Source organism: Herbiconiux sp. VKM Ac-2851 (assembly GCF_013205105.1).
In the GTDB taxonomy this organism is placed as follows: domain Bacteria; phylum Actinomycetota; class Actinomycetes; order Actinomycetales; family Microbacteriaceae; genus Herbiconiux; species Herbiconiux flava.
This window is the reverse complement of the sequence record NZ_JABMLJ010000002.1, coordinates 406720-421414: the sequence shown is the minus strand read 5'-3', so window position 1 is coordinate 421414 and position 14695 is coordinate 406720. Positions and strand designations below refer to the sequence as shown.

Annotated in this window: 18 protein-coding genes; 5 read left to right on the top strand and 13 right to left on the bottom strand. The window is 69.8% G+C overall.

Features of this window, described 5'->3' with window-relative positions; genetic code table 11:
• Nucleotides 1-3: 3 nt before the first annotated feature.
• From HQQ85_RS08675 to HQQ85_RS08660, 4 genes are read right to left on the bottom strand one after another with little or no spacing between them, the layout of a single operon-like run.
• Nucleotides 4-1029: an alpha-ketoacid dehydrogenase subunit beta gene (locus HQQ85_RS08675; protein ID WP_173182126.1), complete on the bottom strand. Its 1026-nt coding sequence runs from the start codon at nucleotides 1027-1029 to the stop codon at nucleotides 4-6.
• The gene (locus HQQ85_RS08670; RefSeq protein ID WP_173182125.1) at nucleotides 1026-2147 is read right to left on the bottom strand and encodes a thiamine pyrophosphate-dependent dehydrogenase E1 component subunit alpha; all 1122 of its coding nucleotides are present in this window, start codon (nucleotides 2145-2147) and stop codon (nucleotides 1026-1028) included. The genes HQQ85_RS08675 and HQQ85_RS08670 overlap by 4 nt, the downstream gene beginning before the upstream one ends.
• A complete protein-coding gene (locus HQQ85_RS08665) occupies nucleotides 2144-3238 on the bottom strand; it encodes a histidinol-phosphate transaminase (RefSeq protein ID WP_173182124.1) in 1095 nt (364 codons plus the stop codon). The genes HQQ85_RS08670 and HQQ85_RS08665 overlap by 4 nt, the downstream gene beginning before the upstream one ends.
• 22 nt (nucleotides 3239-3260) lie before the next feature.
• Nucleotides 3261-3929, bottom strand: coding sequence for a GNAT family N-acetyltransferase (locus HQQ85_RS08660; RefSeq protein WP_216851592.1), 669 nt, complete (start codon nucleotides 3927-3929; stop codon nucleotides 3261-3263).
• On the opposite strand from HQQ85_RS08660, the gene HQQ85_RS08655 reads away from it, so the two are divergent.
• From HQQ85_RS08655 to purB, 3 genes are read left to right on the top strand one after another with little or no spacing between them, the layout of a single operon-like run.
• Nucleotides 3928-4332 carry a phage holin family protein gene (locus tag HQQ85_RS08655; protein ID WP_173182123.1) on the top strand — a complete coding sequence of 135 codons (405 nt, stop codon included), beginning with the start codon at nucleotides 3928-3930 and terminating at the stop codon, nucleotides 4330-4332. The two genes, HQQ85_RS08660 and HQQ85_RS08655, sit on opposite strands and share 2 nt — an antisense overlap.
• Nucleotides 4333-4344: 12 nt before the next feature.
• Nucleotides 4345-4872 (top strand): low molecular weight protein-tyrosine-phosphatase, encoded by a 528-nt coding sequence (locus HQQ85_RS08650; protein WP_173182122.1) that lies wholly within the window; start codon nucleotides 4345-4347, stop codon nucleotides 4870-4872.
• 35 nt (nucleotides 4873-4907) lie between these two features.
• Complete coding sequence (gene purB / locus HQQ85_RS08645; RefSeq protein ID WP_173182121.1) at nucleotides 4908-6293, top strand: adenylosuccinate lyase; 1386 nt, start codon at nucleotides 4908-4910, stop codon at nucleotides 6291-6293.
• Between the two features lie 61 nt (nucleotides 6294-6354).
• On the opposite strand, the gene HQQ85_RS08640 is transcribed toward purB, so the two are convergent.
• Genes HQQ85_RS08640 through HQQ85_RS08630 form a run of 3 tightly spaced genes read right to left on the bottom strand, consistent with a single transcriptional unit; the run spans nucleotide 6355 to nucleotide 9376 of the window.
• Nucleotides 6355-6606, bottom strand: coding sequence for a hypothetical protein (locus HQQ85_RS08640; protein WP_173182120.1), 252 nt, complete (start codon nucleotides 6604-6606; stop codon nucleotides 6355-6357).
• Entirely contained in the window at nucleotides 6603-7193 is a 591-nt protein-coding gene (locus HQQ85_RS08635) for an HdeD family acid-resistance protein (RefSeq protein WP_173182119.1), read from the bottom strand. Before HQQ85_RS08635 ends, HQQ85_RS08640 begins: the two co-directional genes overlap by 4 nt.
• 38 nt (nucleotides 7194-7231) lie before the next feature.
• A complete protein-coding gene (locus HQQ85_RS08630; RefSeq protein WP_173182118.1) occupies nucleotides 7232-9376 on the bottom strand; it encodes an MMPL family transporter in 2145 nt (714 codons plus the stop codon).
• A 75-nt stretch (nucleotides 9377-9451) separates the two neighbouring features.
• On the opposite strand from HQQ85_RS08630, the gene HQQ85_RS08625 reads away from it, so the two are divergent.
• Nucleotides 9452-9955: a MarR family winged helix-turn-helix transcriptional regulator gene (locus tag HQQ85_RS08625; RefSeq protein ID WP_254069298.1), complete on the top strand. Its 504-nt coding sequence runs from the start codon at nucleotides 9452-9454 to the stop codon at nucleotides 9953-9955.
• Between the two features lie 140 nt (nucleotides 9956-10095).
• On the top strand, nucleotides 10096-10521 hold the full coding sequence (locus HQQ85_RS08620; protein ID WP_173182117.1) for a hypothetical protein: 426 nt from the start codon (nucleotides 10096-10098) through the stop codon (nucleotides 10519-10521).
• 33 nt (nucleotides 10522-10554) lie between these two features.
• On the opposite strand, the gene HQQ85_RS08615 is transcribed toward HQQ85_RS08620, so the two are convergent.
• The 6 genes from HQQ85_RS08615 to HQQ85_RS08590 all read right to left on the bottom strand — a co-directional run bounded on the left by HQQ85_RS08615 (nucleotide 10555) and on the right by HQQ85_RS08590 (nucleotide 14689).
• Nucleotides 10555-10965: a hypothetical protein gene (locus HQQ85_RS08615; protein WP_173182116.1), complete on the bottom strand. Its 411-nt coding sequence runs from the start codon at nucleotides 10963-10965 to the stop codon at nucleotides 10555-10557.
• Nucleotides 10962-11582, bottom strand: coding sequence for a nucleotidyltransferase domain-containing protein (locus HQQ85_RS08610; RefSeq protein WP_173182115.1), 621 nt, complete (start codon nucleotides 11580-11582; stop codon nucleotides 10962-10964). The genes HQQ85_RS08615 and HQQ85_RS08610 overlap by 4 nt, the downstream gene beginning before the upstream one ends.
• A 44-nt stretch (nucleotides 11583-11626) precedes the next feature.
• Entirely contained in the window at nucleotides 11627-13000 is a 1374-nt protein-coding gene (dnaB, locus tag HQQ85_RS08605; protein ID WP_173182114.1) for a replicative DNA helicase, read from the bottom strand.
• 394 nt (nucleotides 13001-13394) lie between these two features.
• Nucleotides 13395-13847, bottom strand: coding sequence for a 50S ribosomal protein L9 (gene rplI, locus HQQ85_RS08600; protein ID WP_173182113.1), 453 nt, complete (start codon nucleotides 13845-13847; stop codon nucleotides 13395-13397).
• An 11-nt stretch (nucleotides 13848-13858) separates the two neighbouring features.
• On the bottom strand, nucleotides 13859-14122 hold the full coding sequence (gene rpsR, locus HQQ85_RS08595; protein WP_022895757.1) for a 30S ribosomal protein S18: 264 nt from the start codon (nucleotides 14120-14122) through the stop codon (nucleotides 13859-13861).
• A gap of 30 nt (nucleotides 14123-14152) precedes the next feature.
• Nucleotides 14153-14689, bottom strand: a complete 537-nt coding sequence (locus HQQ85_RS08590) for a single-stranded DNA-binding protein (RefSeq protein WP_173182112.1) — start codon at nucleotides 14687-14689, stop codon at nucleotides 14153-14155.
• Nucleotides 14690-14695: the final 6 nt, after the last annotated feature.

Sequence of the window (14695 nt, the reverse complement as noted above, 5' to 3'; positions counted from 1 at the left end):
GGCCTAGTAGGCCATCACGCGGTCGACGGCTTCCATGACGCGGTCGGCGTCGGGCAGGAAGACGGTCTCGAGCTTCGCGGGCGGGAAGGGGGTGTCGAAGCCCGCCACCCGCAGCACGGGGGCCTGCAGCGAGTAGAAGGCGCGCTCGGCGACGGTCGCGGCGATCTCGGAGCCGACGCTGACGAAGCCCGAGGCCTCCTGCGCCACGACGAGGCGGCCGGTCTTGGTGACCGAGTCGATGATCGGCCCGTAGTCGATCGGGCTGATGGAGCGCAGGTCGATCACCTCGAGGCTGATGCCCTCGGCGTCGGCGATCTCGGCGGCCTGCATCAGCACGCTGACCATGGCGCCGTGGGCGAGCACGGTCACGTCGGTGCCGACGCGCACGACCCGGCTGGCGTGCAGCGGGGCGGCCGATCCGGTGAAGTCGACCGGGCCCTTGGGCCAGTAGCGGCTCTTCGGCTCGAAGAACATCACCGGGTCGTTGAAGCGGATCGCCTCCTGCATCATCCAGTAGGCGTCGTTCGGGGTGGAGGGGCTCACCACGCGGAGGCCGGCGGTGTGCGCGAAGTACGCCTCGGGGCTCTCCTGGTGGTGCTCGACGGCGCCGATGTGCCCGCCGTAGGGCACCCGGATGACCACGGGCATGGAGAACGCGCCGCCGCCGCGGTTGGTCAGCTTGGCGAGCTGGCTGGTGATCTGGTCGAAGCCCGGCCAGATGAAGCCGTCGAACTGGATCTCGCAGACCGGGCGGTAGCCGCGCATCGCGAGGCCGATCGCCGTGCCGATGATGCCCGACTCGGCCAGCGGGGTGTCGACGACGCGATCGGCGCCGAACTGCGCCTGGAGGCCCTCGGTGACGCGGAAGACACCGCCGAGACGGCCGATGTCCTCGCCCATCAGCAGCACCTTGGGGTCGTCGGCGAGCGCCTTGGCGAGGCCGAGGTTCAGCGCCTTCGCCATCGGCAGCTCCTGCACCTCGGGGGCGATGGAGGCGGTCGTCGGGTTCGACGGGTTCACGGTGGTCATGCCTGCTCCTCCTGGAACGACGCCTCGTAGCGCTCGAGCCACAGCTTCTGCTCGGTCATCACCGGATGCGGCTCCGAGTACACGTGGTCGAACATGGTGCCGATCGGCGGGGCCTCGAGCACCAGCGTGCGGGCGCGGATGTCGGCCGCGTAGTCGTCGGCCTCGGCCTTCACGCCGTCGAAGAAGGCGTCGCCCTCGCCGAGCCCGCGCAGGTACTTCTCGAAGCGCACGATCGGGTCGCGCTTCACCCAGAACTCCTGCTCGGCGTTCTCGCGGTACTTCGTGGGGTCGTCGGAGGTGGTGTGGGCCCCTATGCGGTAGGTCAGCGCCTCGATGAACTGCGGGCCGCCGCCGCCGCGGGCGTCGTCGAGCGCCTTCGCGGTGACCGCGTAGCTCGCGAGCACGTCGTTGCCGTCGATCTGCACGCTCGGCACGCCGAAGCCGCGGGAGCGGAGGTACAGCGGCACGCGCGACTGCACGCTGACCGGCACCGAGATGGCCCACTGGTTGTTCTGCAGGAAGAACACGTTCGGCGTCTGGCTCGAGGCCGAGAACACGAAGGCCTCGCTGACGTCGCCCTGGGAGGTGGCGCCGTCGCCGAAGTAGCAGAGCACGGCGGCGTCGACCTCGGGGTCGCCGGTGCCGACCAGCCCGTCGCGCTGCAGGCCCATGGCGTAGCCGGTGGCGTGCAGCGAGTGCGAGCCGATCACCAGGCAGTAGCCGTGGAAGTTGCCGTTGGTGGGGTCGGTCGGGTCCCAGCCGCCGTGGGTGTTGCCGCGCAGGAGCTCGACGATGGCGAGCATGTCGATGCCCCGCACCAGGCCGACCGCGTGCTCCCGGTAGCTCGGGAAGAGGTGGTCCTGCGGGCGGGCGGCGAAGGCCGAGCCCACCTGGGCGCCCTCCTGGCCGTGGCTCGGCACCCAGAGCGCCATCTGGCCCTGCCGCTGCAGGTTGGTGGCCTCGCCGTCGAAACGGCGCACCACGACCATCTTCCGGTAGAACTCCTGCAGGTCTGTCTCGCTCAGGCGATCGAGGTAGGAGCGGTACTCCTCGGCCGACTCGGTCGGGGCGAACTCGCCCTCGACCGAGAGGAACTGCACCGTCGGGGTCTCGGTCATCGGAGGATCCTCGCTATCTCGTCGGCGGCGGAGAGCACGTTCTGCACGCTCTCCTCCTCGCCGATCGTCAGTCGGACGCCGTCGGGCAGGTAGCCCCGGGCGATGATGCCGTGCCGGCGGAACACCTCGAGCACCTCGGGGGTGCGCTCGCCCACCGGGAACCAGACGAAGTTGCCGTTCGGCTTCGGGATGCCCGTCCAGCCCTGCTCGAGCAGGGCCTCGTAGACGGCGTCGCGCCGCACGGCGATGTTCGCGACCCGCTCGCGGAGCTCGTCGCCGCGGTCGAGCGAGGCGAGGGCGGCCACCTGGGCGTGGTCGGTGAGGCTCAGCGGCACGATCGTGGTGCGGGCCGGCGCGAGCACGTCGGCGCGGCCGATGCCGTAGCCGATGCGGAGACCGGCGAGCCCGTAGGCCTTGGAGAAGGTGCGCAGCACGACGAGGTTCGGGTACCGCCGCACCAGCGCCCGGCCGTTCACCGCCTCCGGATCGGTGACGAACTCGGCGTAGGCCTCGTCGAGGATGACCAGGAGATCGGAGGGCACCTTCGCCATGAAGGCCTCGAACTCGGCCTTGGTCACGATGCTCGACGTGGGGTTGTTGGGGCTGCAGACGAGCACGAGGCGCGTGCGATCCGTGATCGCGGCGGCCATCGCGTCGAGGTCGTGGCGGTGGTCGGGCGTGTTCGGCACCGGCATCGCGGTGGCCCCGGGGAGCACCGTCATCCACGGGTAGACCTCGAAGGAGCGCCAGGAGAAGACGACCTCGTCGCCGTGGCCGGCGGCGGCCATCGTGAACTGCATCAGCAGCGCCACCGATCCGGCGGCGACGATCACCTCGTCGGGATCGACCCCCCACTCCTCGGCCAGGCGAGCCGTGATCTCGGGGGCGGCGGCGTTCGGGTAGCGGTGCAGCTGCCGGGTCGCACGGTCGACGGCCTCGAGCACACCGGGCAGCGGGTCGTACGGGTTCTCGTTCGACGACAGCTTGAACCCGGTCGGCGCGGCCTGGCCCTGCCGGTACGCGGGCAGCGCGAGGATCTCGGGGCGCATCCTCACCGGAACGGCGGGGGCTGCTTCGGAGCCGGAGGTCATCCGTCCAGTGTAGTTCTCGGTCTCATCCCGCCTCGGGAATATGCTCGGGGCGGTACTCGCGCGCGAGCATCGCGTAGACGAGGGTGTCCGTCCACTCGCCCTTGAAGTGCTCGTCCTCGACGAAGAGGGCCTCCCGGCGCATGCCCAGCCGCTCCAGCAGGGCAGCGGATGCGCGGTTCCGGGCATCGAGGCGGGCGATCACGCGGTGCAGCCCGAACCGGGCGAAAGCCAGCTCGAGAACGGCCCGCGCGGCCTCGGTGGCGTAGCCGTGCCCTTCGGCATCCCGGGCGATGGCGTAGCCGAGCTCGCCCCGGGCATCCGCCTCGCTGTCGAACTTGAGCAGCACCTCGCCGATCACCCGGCCGCCCTCGCTCAGCCCGACGTCGTCGCGCAGCTGGATCGCGAGCACCAGCCACTGCCCCTCCTCGGTCACCGCGCCCTGACGGGTGCGGGACTCGAGCGCCGCCTCGGTCTGCTCGCGCGTGCGCACGGGCCACGGGATGTAGCGCACCACCTCGGGGTCGGAGTGGTACCTCAGCAGGTCGTCGAGGTCGCTCCCGCGATGGGGGCGCAGGGCGAGGCGGGCGGTCAGGATCGGGTACTCCGGCTGCCAGGGCAGGTTCACCATGCCTCGACTCTGCACCACCTGGCCGTTCCGCGCGACGGGCCGTTCTGGGATAGTGGGGGTCATGCGCAGATTCCTGGTCTCCCTGGTCGTCAACGCGATCGCCCTGTGGCTCACCACCCTCATCGTCGCCGGCGTCAAGATCGACCCGATCGGCGACGGCGGCACCGTCGAGCTCATCGTCAGCTACCTCCTGGTGGCGCTGGTCTTCGGCATCGTGAACGGCATCATCGGCAGCATCATCCGGGTCGTGGCGTTCCCGCTCTACATCCTCACCCTCGGCATCATCTCGTTCTTCGTGAACGCGCTGCTGCTCTGGCTCACCTCGGTGTTCACCGGACTGTTCGGCTTCGGTCTCACCCTCGCCGGCTTCTGGTGGACGGTGCTCGGCGCCCTGGTGCTGGCCATCCTCTCGGCCATCATCGGCGCGATCCTCCGGCCCCTCGCGGGCCGCCGCGACCGCCGATGAGAGACTAAGGGCATGTCCCGCGAGCCCGACGATCCCCCCGAGGCCGCCTTCCGCATCTGCATGGTCTGCACCGGCAACATCTGCCGCTCCCCGATGGCCGAGATCGTGCTGCGCGACCTCGTCGAGAAGGCCGGGCTCTCCGGCCGTGTCGTCGTGAGCTCGGCCGGCACGGGGGAGTGGCACGTCGGCGAGCACGCCGACCCGCGCACGATCGCTTCGCTCGAGAGCCGCGGCTACGACGGCAGCACCCACCGCGCCCGCCAGTTCGAGCCCGCCTGGTTCGACTCGCTCGACCTCGTGGTGGCGCTCGACCGCAGCCACGAGCGGGTGCTGCGCTCCTGGGCCCGCACCGAGGAGGACCGGCAGAAGGTGCGCCTGCTGCTCTCCTTCGACGCCGACTACGCCGGGCGCACCGACGTCCCCGACCCCTACTACTCCGACGCCGCCCTGTTCGACTCGGTGCTCGCGATGATCGAGCACGCCGACCGGGCGCTGTTCCGGCAGCTCGAGCCCGCGTTCCGGCAGCCGGCCGCATCCTGAACCCCGCCCTCCACACCGAAAGTCCCCGCCCCGCCATGCCTCCTCTGCCCCCTCAGCCGATCAGCCCCCTCGACGGCCGCTACCGCCCCGCCGTCACCGAGCTCGGCGAGTTCCTCTCCGAAGCCGGCCTGAACCGCGCGCGTGTGCGGGTCGAGATCGATTGGCTGCTCTTCCTCACCGAGCACCGGATGTTCGGGGCGACGCCGCTCGAGCCCCAGCTCGCCACGGAGTTGCGCGCCGTCGTCGACGACTTCGGGCAGGCCGACATCGACCGCATCGCCGAGCTCGAGGCGACCACGCGGCACGACGTCAAGGCGGTCGAGTACTTCGTGCGCGAGAAGCTCGCGGCGCTGGAGCTGAACGACATCGCCGAGCTCACCCACTTCGGCTGCACCAGCGAGGACATCAACAACCTCAGCTACGCCCTGACCATCCGCGACGCCGTCGAGGGCGTCTGGCTTCCCGCCTTCGAGCGCGTGATCGCCGAACTCCGTCGCCAGGCCGTCGAGTACCGCGACGAGCCGATGCTCGCGCACACCCACGGCCAGCCCGCGACGCCCACCACCATGGGCAAGGAGCTCGCGGTCACCGTGCACCGGCTCGAGCGCGTGAAGGCGCAGATCGAGGACACCGAGTTCCTCGGCAAGTTCAGCGGCGCCACCGGAACGTTCGCCGCCGACCTGGTGGCCGACCCCACCGCCGACTGGCAGCGCATCTCGCGCGAGTTCGTCACCTCGCTCGGCCTCGTCTGGAACCCCCTGACCACCCAGATCGAGTCGCACGACTGGCAGGCCGAGCTCTACAACCGGATCAGCCACGCCAACCGCATCCTGCACAACCTCTGCACCGATGTCTGGACCTACATCTCCATCGGCTACTTCACCCAGATCCCGGTCGCGGGCGCCACGGGCTCCTCGACCATGCCGCACAAGGTGAACCCGATCCGCTTCGAGAACGCCGAGGCGAACCTCGAGCTCTCCAGCGCGCTGCTCGACTCGCTCGCGGCGACCCTCGTGACCTCACGGCTGCAGCGCGACCTCACCGACAGCACCACCCAGCGGAACATCGGCGTCGCCCTCGGGCACTCGCTGCTGGCGCTCGACAACATCCTCGGCGGCCTCGGTCAGATCTCGCTCAACCGGGACGCGCTGGCCCGCGATCTCGACGAGAACTGGGAGGTGCTCGGCGAGGCGATCCAGACCGTCGTGCGCGCCGAGATCACCGAGGGGCGATCGCAGATCAGCGACCCCTACGCCCTGCTCAAGGAGCTGACCCGCGGGCGGCGGATCGGGCAGGCCGAGCTGGTGGCCTTCGTCGAGGGGCTCGACATCGGGGCCGAGGCCAAGGCTCGGCTCGTGGCACTCACCCCGGCGGGCTACACGGGGCTGGCGTCGGCGCTGGTCGACCACATCCTCGACTAGGGCTGTGGTTGCGGCTTCGGCTGCGCCTGCGCGGATGCCTCGTGGCCGGATGGCCTCGTGCCTAGTGACCGGCCGGGCCCTGCGGCTCGTCGTCGTCGATCTCGTGCTGCTCGCGGTCGTTCGGCTTGATCGAGAGCGAAAGCATCGCCATCACGACGAGCACGACGATGAAGGCGACCCCGAAGAAGATGCCCGCCAGCAGGAACTCGCGCGACACCATCAGCACCACCAGCCCGACGAAGGCCGAGAGGATGGCGGACAGGACGATCAGCTCGGCCGGCTTCAGCCGGTCGCGCCTCGTTGGTTGGTTCACGATGCCCTTCTGGTGGGTTCAGGCCCGGTCGCGGCGACGGGTGCGGTGGTTCCCCAGCGCAGCGAGAGGCCGCCGATCACGAGGAACAGGCCGATGACGGCGGAGTAGGCCCCGAGCATCCCGACCGCGAAGACGGGGTCGGTGGGGAAGAAGATCAGCACGAGGGCGAAGACCACGGTGAGCCCGCCGACGACGGCCCAGTCGCGGCCGGCCGGGTTCTTGCCGGCCTTCAGGCCCGCGTAGAGCTCGAGGAAGCCGCCGATGGCCGAGTTCATGGTGGCGCAGAACAGCAGGAAGCCGAGGCCGCCGGCGTTGAAGCCGAGGGCCAGGGCGCCGAAGAGCACGCTGGCGACGCCCTGCACGAGGAAGACCACCCGGGTCGACCTCACCTCGATCGTGCGCCACGACAGCACGGCGACGATGAGCCCCGAGACGATCGCGAGCACGCCGTAGGCGAAGAGGCCCACTTGCGCCGAGTGGTTCGGGCTGAAGGTGATGACGAGCGCGGTCACGATGAACGGGATCGCCCGGGCCACGGGCACGCCCCAGTAGGGCGACCGCTCGGTGCTGCGGCGGGTCTCGGTCACTCCGGATGCCTCGTTTCGACGGTAGGGATGCCTCCAGTCTATTTCGCCCCGGCTGAGTGCCGGTCGTGCCCGGCGTGCCGGGCACGGGCGGCCCCGCCTGCAGGCGCGGCACCCGCGCTGGACGCGGCTCCGGCTGCGGGCTTCGACGGCCACCAGAACCGGTCGCCGGTCAGGAAGACGAGCGCCGGCACGAGCACCGTTCGCACCACGAGGGTGTCCAGGAGCACGCCGATGCAGACGATCACACCGATCTGGGTCAGCGCGACCACGGGCAGCACGCCGAGCACCGCGAAGACGGCGGCGAGCAGGATGCCCGCACTGGTGATCACGCCGCCGGTGCTGCTGAGCGCCCGCACCATGCCCTCCCGGGTGCCGTGCCGCACGGCCTCCTCCCGGGCTCGCGTGGTGAGGAAGATGTTGTAGTCCACACCGAGCGCCACCAGGAAGAGGAAGGCGAACAGAACCACGTTGGAGTCGAACGCCGGGAACCCGAGCACGTTCTGGAACAGCACGTTCGAGGCGCCGAGGCTCGCGAAGAAGGTGGCCAGCACGCTCGCGATCAGCAGCACCGGAGCCACCAGCGAGCGCAGCAGCAGGGCGAGGATGACGAAGACGATCGCCAGGATCAGCGGGATGATCAGCGCCTGGTCGGCTTCGGAGGCCGTGTTCGTGTCGAGCGCGGTCGCGTCGTTCCCGCCGACGAGGGTGTCGGCGAGCTCGCCTCCGGCGTCGGCGTAAGCGCTGCGGAGGGCGATGATCGTCGCGAAGGCCTCGTCACTCTCCGGCTCGGCGTCGAGAGTCACGTCGAGGCGGGTCACGCCCGCGGCGCTCTCGCCGGGACGCACCGACTCGACGCCGGCCACGCCCTCGGCGAGCGTGCTCGCGTCGGTGACCACCGCATCCGGGGTCAGCACGACCGTCTGACCGGTCAGGCCCGCGTTGAACGACTCGTCGATCACGGCCTGGGCCTTCACCGAGTCGGGCTCGCCGATCAGCTGGTCGGTCTGCGAGAGTCCGACCTGCACGCCGATCAGCCCGAGCGAGAGCGCGACGATGGCGAGCACGGCGACGATCGCCACGACGGCGGGTCGCTTCGCCACCGCGCGGCCGAGGCGCATCCAGACGCCGGGCTTCCGCGGGTGGGCCACGGCGTCGGTCTCGCTCTGCACGCGGGGGACGAACGGCCAGAACAGGCCGCGGCCGCAGACGACGAGGGCCGCCGGCAGCACGAGCAGCGCGAACAGGATGGCGATGGCCACGCCGACCGCGCAGGCGAAGCCCAGGGCGCGGTTGCCGGAGAGCTGGGCGAGCAGCAGGGTGAGCAGGCTGAGCGCCACGGTTCCGCCGCTCGCCGCGATGGCGGGGCCCGCGCTCCGCCAGGCGGTCAGCATGGCGGTGTGCCGGTTCTCGACCCGGGTGAGCTCCTCGCGGTAGCGGGCGACGAGCAGCAGGGCGTAGTTCGTTCCGGCGCCGAACACCAGCACCGAGAGGATGCCCCCGATCGACGCGTCGATGGTGATGCCCAGAGGCTCGGCCAGAGCGGTCACCACGACGCGGGCGAGCCCGTCGGCGAGACCGACGACGGCGAGCGGGACGATCCAGAGCACCGGGCTGCGGTAGGTGACGATGAGCAGGAACGCGACCACCAGCACGGTCACGAGCAGCAGGCGGAAGTCGGCTCCGGCGAAGGCGTTGGAGATGTCGGCCTGGAAGCCGACGGGGCCGGTGAGCAGGGCGGTGAGGCCGTCCACGCCCGGATCGGCGTCGGCGCGCAGCTCGTCGGCGATCGCCCCGACGTCGGCGTCGGCATCCGCTTCGAGGGGGACGGCCACCAGCGCCGCGGTGCCGTCGTCGCTGAACTGGGGCACGACCGCCTGCGGGGCGAGGGAGCCCTCGGCGAGCCGACCGGCCGCCTCGGTGATCGCGGTGCGGTCGGCGTCGGTCAGCGCGTCGCCGCCCCGCGAGTAGACCACGATGCCCGCCGTGGTGTCGGCGTCGGGGAACTGTTCGAGCAGCGCGGAGACCTTCGCGGCCTCGCTCGACTCGGGCAGTCCGGAGGGTGGGAAGGCGTCGCTCTCGCCCTGGGGGAGCAGGGCGAACAGCAGCGCCACGGCGACCGCGGTCAGGGCCAGCGTGACCCAGGCCGTGCCCCGGCCGCTGACGAATCGGGCGATGGCGCGCATTGTCCTCTCCTCGTCGACGTGCAAGATCCTTGGTTGCTAAGCAGCTTAGCTACATATGGGTTTAGCATGTCAGTCATGACTGATGCCCGCAACTCCTCGAGCACCACCCCGTGGTCGCGCGACGAGCTGCCCGACAGCGGCATGCCCGCCGTCTCCCCGATCTCGCAGCAGCTCCGCGACGTCGACGCCCTCTCGCGGGCCTTCGAACGCCGCCTGGGCACCGTGCTGACGGTGAACCAGACCGACCTGACGGCGATGGAGCACCTCATCCAGGACGGGCCGCTCACGCCGAGCGAGCTCGCCACGCGCCTCAAGGTCTCGACGGCGGCCTCGACCCTCGTGGTCGACCGCCTCGTCGCGCTGGGCCATGCCGAGCGCCACCCGCACGAGCGCGACCGCCGCAAGATCGTGGTCGTGCCGGCCCGCGCCTCGGTCGACCGCACGGTGCAGGAGCTCCTCCCCGTCATCCTCGGCATCGCCGCCATCGTCGACGAGATGCCCGAGGCCGACCGCGAGGTCGTCTCGACGTTCCTCGACCGCGTCGCTTCCGTCTACCGGGCGGCCGTCGCCGCCCCGTAGGCTCCCCGCGACGGTCTCAGCGCCCGGAGTGCCGTGCGCCCTCCACACCCTCCGCGCCCTCGGCGCCCTCTTGCGGACATGTCCGCTTGCGGGCGTCGGTGGCGCCTCCTCGGCTCGGCGTGCCCGCATAGCGTGGTGAGGTGACCCGATACGAACCGAACCCGCTGAGCCCCTCCGGCCCCACTCGCCGCGCCGTGCTGCACAGCGCCTGGGCCGCCCCCGTGGTGCTCGCCGCCGTGGCGGCCCCCGCGGCCGCCGCCTCCACGCCCGCCCCGAAGCCGACGCTGTACGTGTCGTTCAGCGGCTCCGGCAACTCGGGCTTCGTCTTCGTCGAACTCCTGGGCGCCGACGGCAAGCCGCTCCAGCAGTCGTTCGACATCGAGGGCAAGCCCCGCGGCACCGACGCCTGGGTCACCGTCTTCCGCCCCTCGACCCGCGCCGACGGAACCTTCTCGTCCACGATCCCCTCGGGCATCACCCAGGACTACTCGGCCGTCCGTATCGTCGCGACCGTGCCCGGCTACCCCACCCTCGTCTCGCAGGAGCAGCAGCTCCCCTTCTCCTGAGCCCCCCGGAGCTCGACTGGGAGGCCCTCCGCGTCAGCCGCGGGTGATCGCCCTGGCTGCGTCGAGCATCCGCTGGGCATGGAGCACCAGACGCGCCGCCTCGCCATAGCTCGGCAGCCGATCGCCGTACGACTGGGCCGACTTCGCCACCAGGAGGGCATCGAGATGTTTGGCGACGGCAGCGCTCGAGGCTGAGCGAAGCGCGTCGAGGGCATCACGGTGCGACTCGGACGCGATCTTGTAGCCGAGCACCGATCCGCAGATGGCGTCGCTCGCCGCGATGCCGGCACTGACGGCGATCTCACCTGCGTGCTTCCACTCGTGAGCACTGCTCCCGCCGAGTTGCAGCTCTGCGGAGGAAGTCCGTGTCTCTGCGTCCTTCAGTCGGATGCGTACGGCGGCGGCGTCCATCGTCTGGCGGCGCGGACTGATCCGTGGGGTCACGCTGAGAGTCGCGCCTGCTGAGAAATCAGCGGAGCACCGTGAAGCAGGTGCCCGTCTTCGATGACGTTGACCACGAGGGGGTCGTCGTCATCCAAGCGCTGGGCCAGCTCCGCCCGTCGGAGGTGCAGCACCTGCGCCTCGCTGCCCGTCACGTGCTCGACATGGTCTGCGAGCCGGTAGGTGAATTCCGCCTCGAGCTCGTCGTCAATGGAATCGGGGAAGACCACGAAGAGGTCGATGTCCGAGTCGAGGGTGGATTCGCGGCGCGCCACTGACCCGAAGAGGAGCACCGTGAGGTCGGCAGGTGCGTTCGCCAGGCAGAACTGCACGATGCTGTCGAGAGCTCGCTCCCGCGCGCCCAAAGCCAGATCCACGACCGGCCAGAGCACGTGATCACGATTCGCCCGATAGATGATGGCGGGAGGGCGCGACTCCGGAAGGACCAGGCCCAGGTGAACGAAGGCGGCGAGTGCACGATGAACGCTGGACGTGGATCCCACTCCGGCGAGCACATGGAGCTGGCGGCCGGAGAAGCCGGCGTCGGACTTCGCGAGCACTCTCAGCACGGCGGCCTCGACCGGAGAGGTCAGGCCGTCCAGCGGCTCAGTGAGATTCATGTGACGATTCTGGCACGGTCGTCACGAAAATGGAACGGTGTGGGCTAGGCCGGGGGCATGTCCGCGAAGCGGGAGAAGTGGCCGTGGAAGCCGACCGTGATGGTGGCGGTGGGGCCGTTGCGGTGCTTGGCGACGATGAAGTCGGCCTCGCCGGCGCGGGGGTTGTCTTTCTCGTAAGCGCCCTCGCGGTGCAGCAGGATGACCATGTCGGCGTCCTGTTCGAGGGAGCCCGACTCGCGGAGGTCGGAGATGGCCGGCTTCTTGTCGGCGCGCTGCTCGGGCCCACGGTTGAGCTGGGAGAGCGCGATGACCGGCACCTGCAGCTCCTTGGCCATCAGCTTCAGGGCCCGGGAGAACTCCGAGACCTCCTGCTGGCGGCTCTCGACCTTCTTGCCGCTCGTCATGAGCTGCAGGTAGTCGATGACGACGAGCTTCAGGCCGACCTTCTGCTTCAGCCGGCGGCACTTCGCGCGGATCTCGACGAGGGTCATGTTGGGGCTGTCGTCGATGTAGAACGGCGCGTCGTTGATGCGGCCGCGGGTGGAGGCCAGCGTCGTCCAGTCCCGGCCCTCGATGCGGCCCTTGCGCATGCTCTGCAGGGGAACGGAGGCCTCGGCCGAGAGCAGCCGCATGGCGATCTCGGAGCGGCCCATCTCGAGCGAGAAGAAGATCGACGGCATGTCGTTCTTGATCGAGGCGGCGCGGCAGAAGTCGAGCGCGAGCGTCGACTTGCCGAGCGCGGGGCGGGCGGCGACGATGATCATCTGGCCCGGGTGGAAGCCGTTGGTGAGGTTGTCGAGGTCGGCGAAGCCGGTGGGCACACCGGTCATCGAGCCGTCTTTGCCGGCGGCCGCCTCGATCTCGTCGATGGCCGCGGTGACCGCCACGGTGAGCGGCACGTAGTCTTCGGCCTCGACGCCGCCGTTGACCGCGTAGACCTCGGCCTGGGCGTTGTTGACGAGGTCGGTGACCTCGCCCTCGCTGGCGTAGCCCATCTGCACGATGCGGGTGCCGGCCTCGACGAGCCGGCGCAGCACGGCCTTCTCGGAGACGATCTGGGCGTAGTAGCCGGCGTTGGCGGCCGTGGGCACCAGGCCGGTGAGCGTGTGCAGGTAGTCGGCTCCGCCGGCCCGGCTCAGCTCGCCGCTCTTGGTGAGCTCGTCGGTGACCGCGATGACGTCGGTGGGCTCGCCGTGCGAGTAGAGATTGAGGATCGCATCGAAGATGACCTCGTGCTTGGGGATGTAGAAGTCGACGGCCCGCATGACCTCGACCACGTCGGCCACGGCGTCCTTCGACAGCAGCATGCCGCCGAGCGCGCTCTGCTCGGCGAGCAGGTCGTGCGGCGGGGTGCGGTCGCCGGCGCGGGGTGCGCCCTGGCGCTCTTCACCCGCGAGACCGAGATGGGCGATCGACAAGGTCTGCTCCGCTTCTGCCGCCGGGGCGGCTCTGTTCACTTCTAGCGCTCACCACCGACATCGGCGGTGGTGAGGGGCGCCGGCCCAGACTACGAACGGGCACTGTCCACAATCAAACCGGCCTGTGGATAACTCTGTGGAGGATCTGCGCGAAACGCCGACGCCTGTGTGCACAAGGTGTGCACTTCCCTGTGGACAGTCCGAGCATCCTGAATAGTAAAAGCAGCTTTACCAGGACTTTCGACATTCCACAGAGTGTGGGTTCGCAGATCCTTCGACCGATACTTGAACCTTCTCCGACACGCCGGTTCCTGTGTACAGATCTGGGGAGAATCCGGGCATGGAAAAGGGGTGTCCGAGCCCGAAAGCTCGTGACACCCCTTCTCGGGTACGGCTACTTGGCCGCGACCACCTGGAGCGAGATCGTCGCCGAGAGGTCGTCGCGCAGACGCACGGTCGCCTCGTGGTTGCCGGTCGCCTTGATGGCGTTCGGGATCTCGATCTTGCGCTTGTCGAGCGAGCCGATGCCGGCCTCCTGCACCGCGTCGGCGATGTCGGAGGTCTTCACCGAGCCGAACAGACGTCCGCCCTGGCCCGCCTTGACGGTGAGCTTGACGACGGCGTTCTCGAGCGACTGCTTGAGGTGCTGCGCCTCTTCGATGGTGGCGAGCTCGCGAGCGGAGCGGGCAGCCTTGATCTGCTCGACCTGCTTCTCGCCGCCACGGCTCCACGACACCGCGAAGCCCTTGGGGATGAGGTAGTTACGGGCGAAGCCGTTCTTGACCTCGACGACGTCGCCGGCAGAACCGAGACCGGTCACCTCGTGGGTGAGAATGAGTTTCGACATGCTGCTGCTCCTTAACGGCCTGAGCCGGCGTAGGGCAGAAGTGCCATCTCGCGGGCGTTCTTGACGGCACGGGCGATGAGGCGCTGCTCCTGGACGGAGACTCCCGTGATACGGCGGGCGCGGATCTTTCCACGCTCCGAGATGAACTTGCGAAGGGTCGCGACGTCTTTGTAGTCGATGACTCCGACGCGGATGGACTTCGCCGGGGCCGCGTTCTTCGCGCCCTTGGCGCCGCGGAGCGGCTTGCGGCGGTCGCCGCTTGACTTTCCAGCCATGGTTGATTCCTGTTCTGAAAGAAGAGAAGTTTAGAAGGGGGTGTCGTCGGCGTAGCTGCCGGGCGTGTTCCAGACGTCGTTCCCGCCGCCTCCGTTGGAGGAGGTCGAGGGGGCGCTGGCTGCCCAGGGCTCCTCGACGGCCGACTGGCCGCCGCGCTGACCGCCACCGTTGAAGCTCCCGCCGCCGCCACCGGCACCGCCGCTGGAGGCACGGGTCACCTGAGCGGTGGCGTAGCGGAGCGAGGGACCGATCTCGTCGACCTCGAGCTCGATCGAGGTGCGCTTCTCGCCCTCTTTCGTCTCGTAGGAGCGCTGACGCAGGCGACCGGTCGCGACGACGCGGCTGCCCTTCGTGAGCGACCCGGCGACGTGCTCGGCGAACTCACGCCAGACCGACGCCCGGAGGAACAGCGCTTCGCCGTCCTTCCAGTCGTTCGACGCACGGTCGAAGGTGCGAGGCGTCGAGGCGATCGTGAAGTTCGCGACCGCGAGCCCGTTCTGCGTGTAGCGCAGCTCAGGATCGGCGGTGAGGTTGCCCACCACGGTGATGACGGTTTCGCCGGCCATGGCGGA

Bases quoted from the DNA above. Each gene is read 5' to 3' on its own strand.
- rplI (WP_173182113.1), bottom strand. From the start codon at position 13,847: ATGTCGAAACTCATTCTCACCCACGAGGTGACCGGTCTCGGTTCTGCC.
- HQQ85_RS08630 (WP_173182118.1), bottom strand. From the start codon at position 9,376: ATGCGCGCCATCGCCCGATTCGTCAGCGGCCGGGGCACGGCCTGGGTC.
- HQQ85_RS08650 (WP_173182122.1), top strand. From the start codon at position 4,345: ATGTCCCGCGAGCCCGACGATCCCCCCGAGGCCGCCTTCCGCATCTGC.
- HQQ85_RS08590 (WP_173182112.1), bottom strand. From the start codon at position 14,689: ATGGCCGGCGAAACCGTCATCACCGTGGTGGGCAACCTCACCGCCGAT.
- HQQ85_RS08625 (WP_254069298.1), top strand. From the start codon at position 9,452: ATGACTGATGCCCGCAACTCCTCGAGCACCACCCCGTGGTCGCGCGAC.
- HQQ85_RS08670 (WP_173182125.1), bottom strand. From the start codon at position 2,147: ATGACCGAGACCCCGACGGTGCAGTTCCTCTCGGTCGAGGGCGAGTTC.
- HQQ85_RS08655 (WP_173182123.1), top strand. From the start codon at position 3,928: ATGCGCAGATTCCTGGTCTCCCTGGTCGTCAACGCGATCGCCCTGTGG.
- purB (WP_173182121.1), top strand. From the start codon at position 4,908: ATGCCTCCTCTGCCCCCTCAGCCGATCAGCCCCCTCGACGGCCGCTAC.
- HQQ85_RS08665 (WP_173182124.1), bottom strand. From the start codon at position 3,238: ATGACCTCCGGCTCCGAAGCAGCCCCCGCCGTTCCGGTGAGGATGCGC.
- HQQ85_RS08675 (WP_173182126.1), bottom strand. From the start codon at position 1,029: ATGACCACCGTGAACCCGTCGAACCCGACGACCGCCTCCATCGCCCCC.
- HQQ85_RS08610 (WP_173182115.1), bottom strand. From the start codon at position 11,582: ATGAATCTCACTGAGCCGCTGGACGGCCTGACCTCTCCGGTCGAGGCC.
- HQQ85_RS08660 (WP_216851592.1), bottom strand. From the start codon at position 3,929: ATGACCCCCACTATCCCAGAACGGCCCGTCGCGCGGAACGGCCAGGTG.
- rpsR (WP_022895757.1), bottom strand. From the start codon at position 14,122: ATGGCTGGAAAGTCAAGCGGCGACCGCCGCAAGCCGCTCCGCGGCGCC.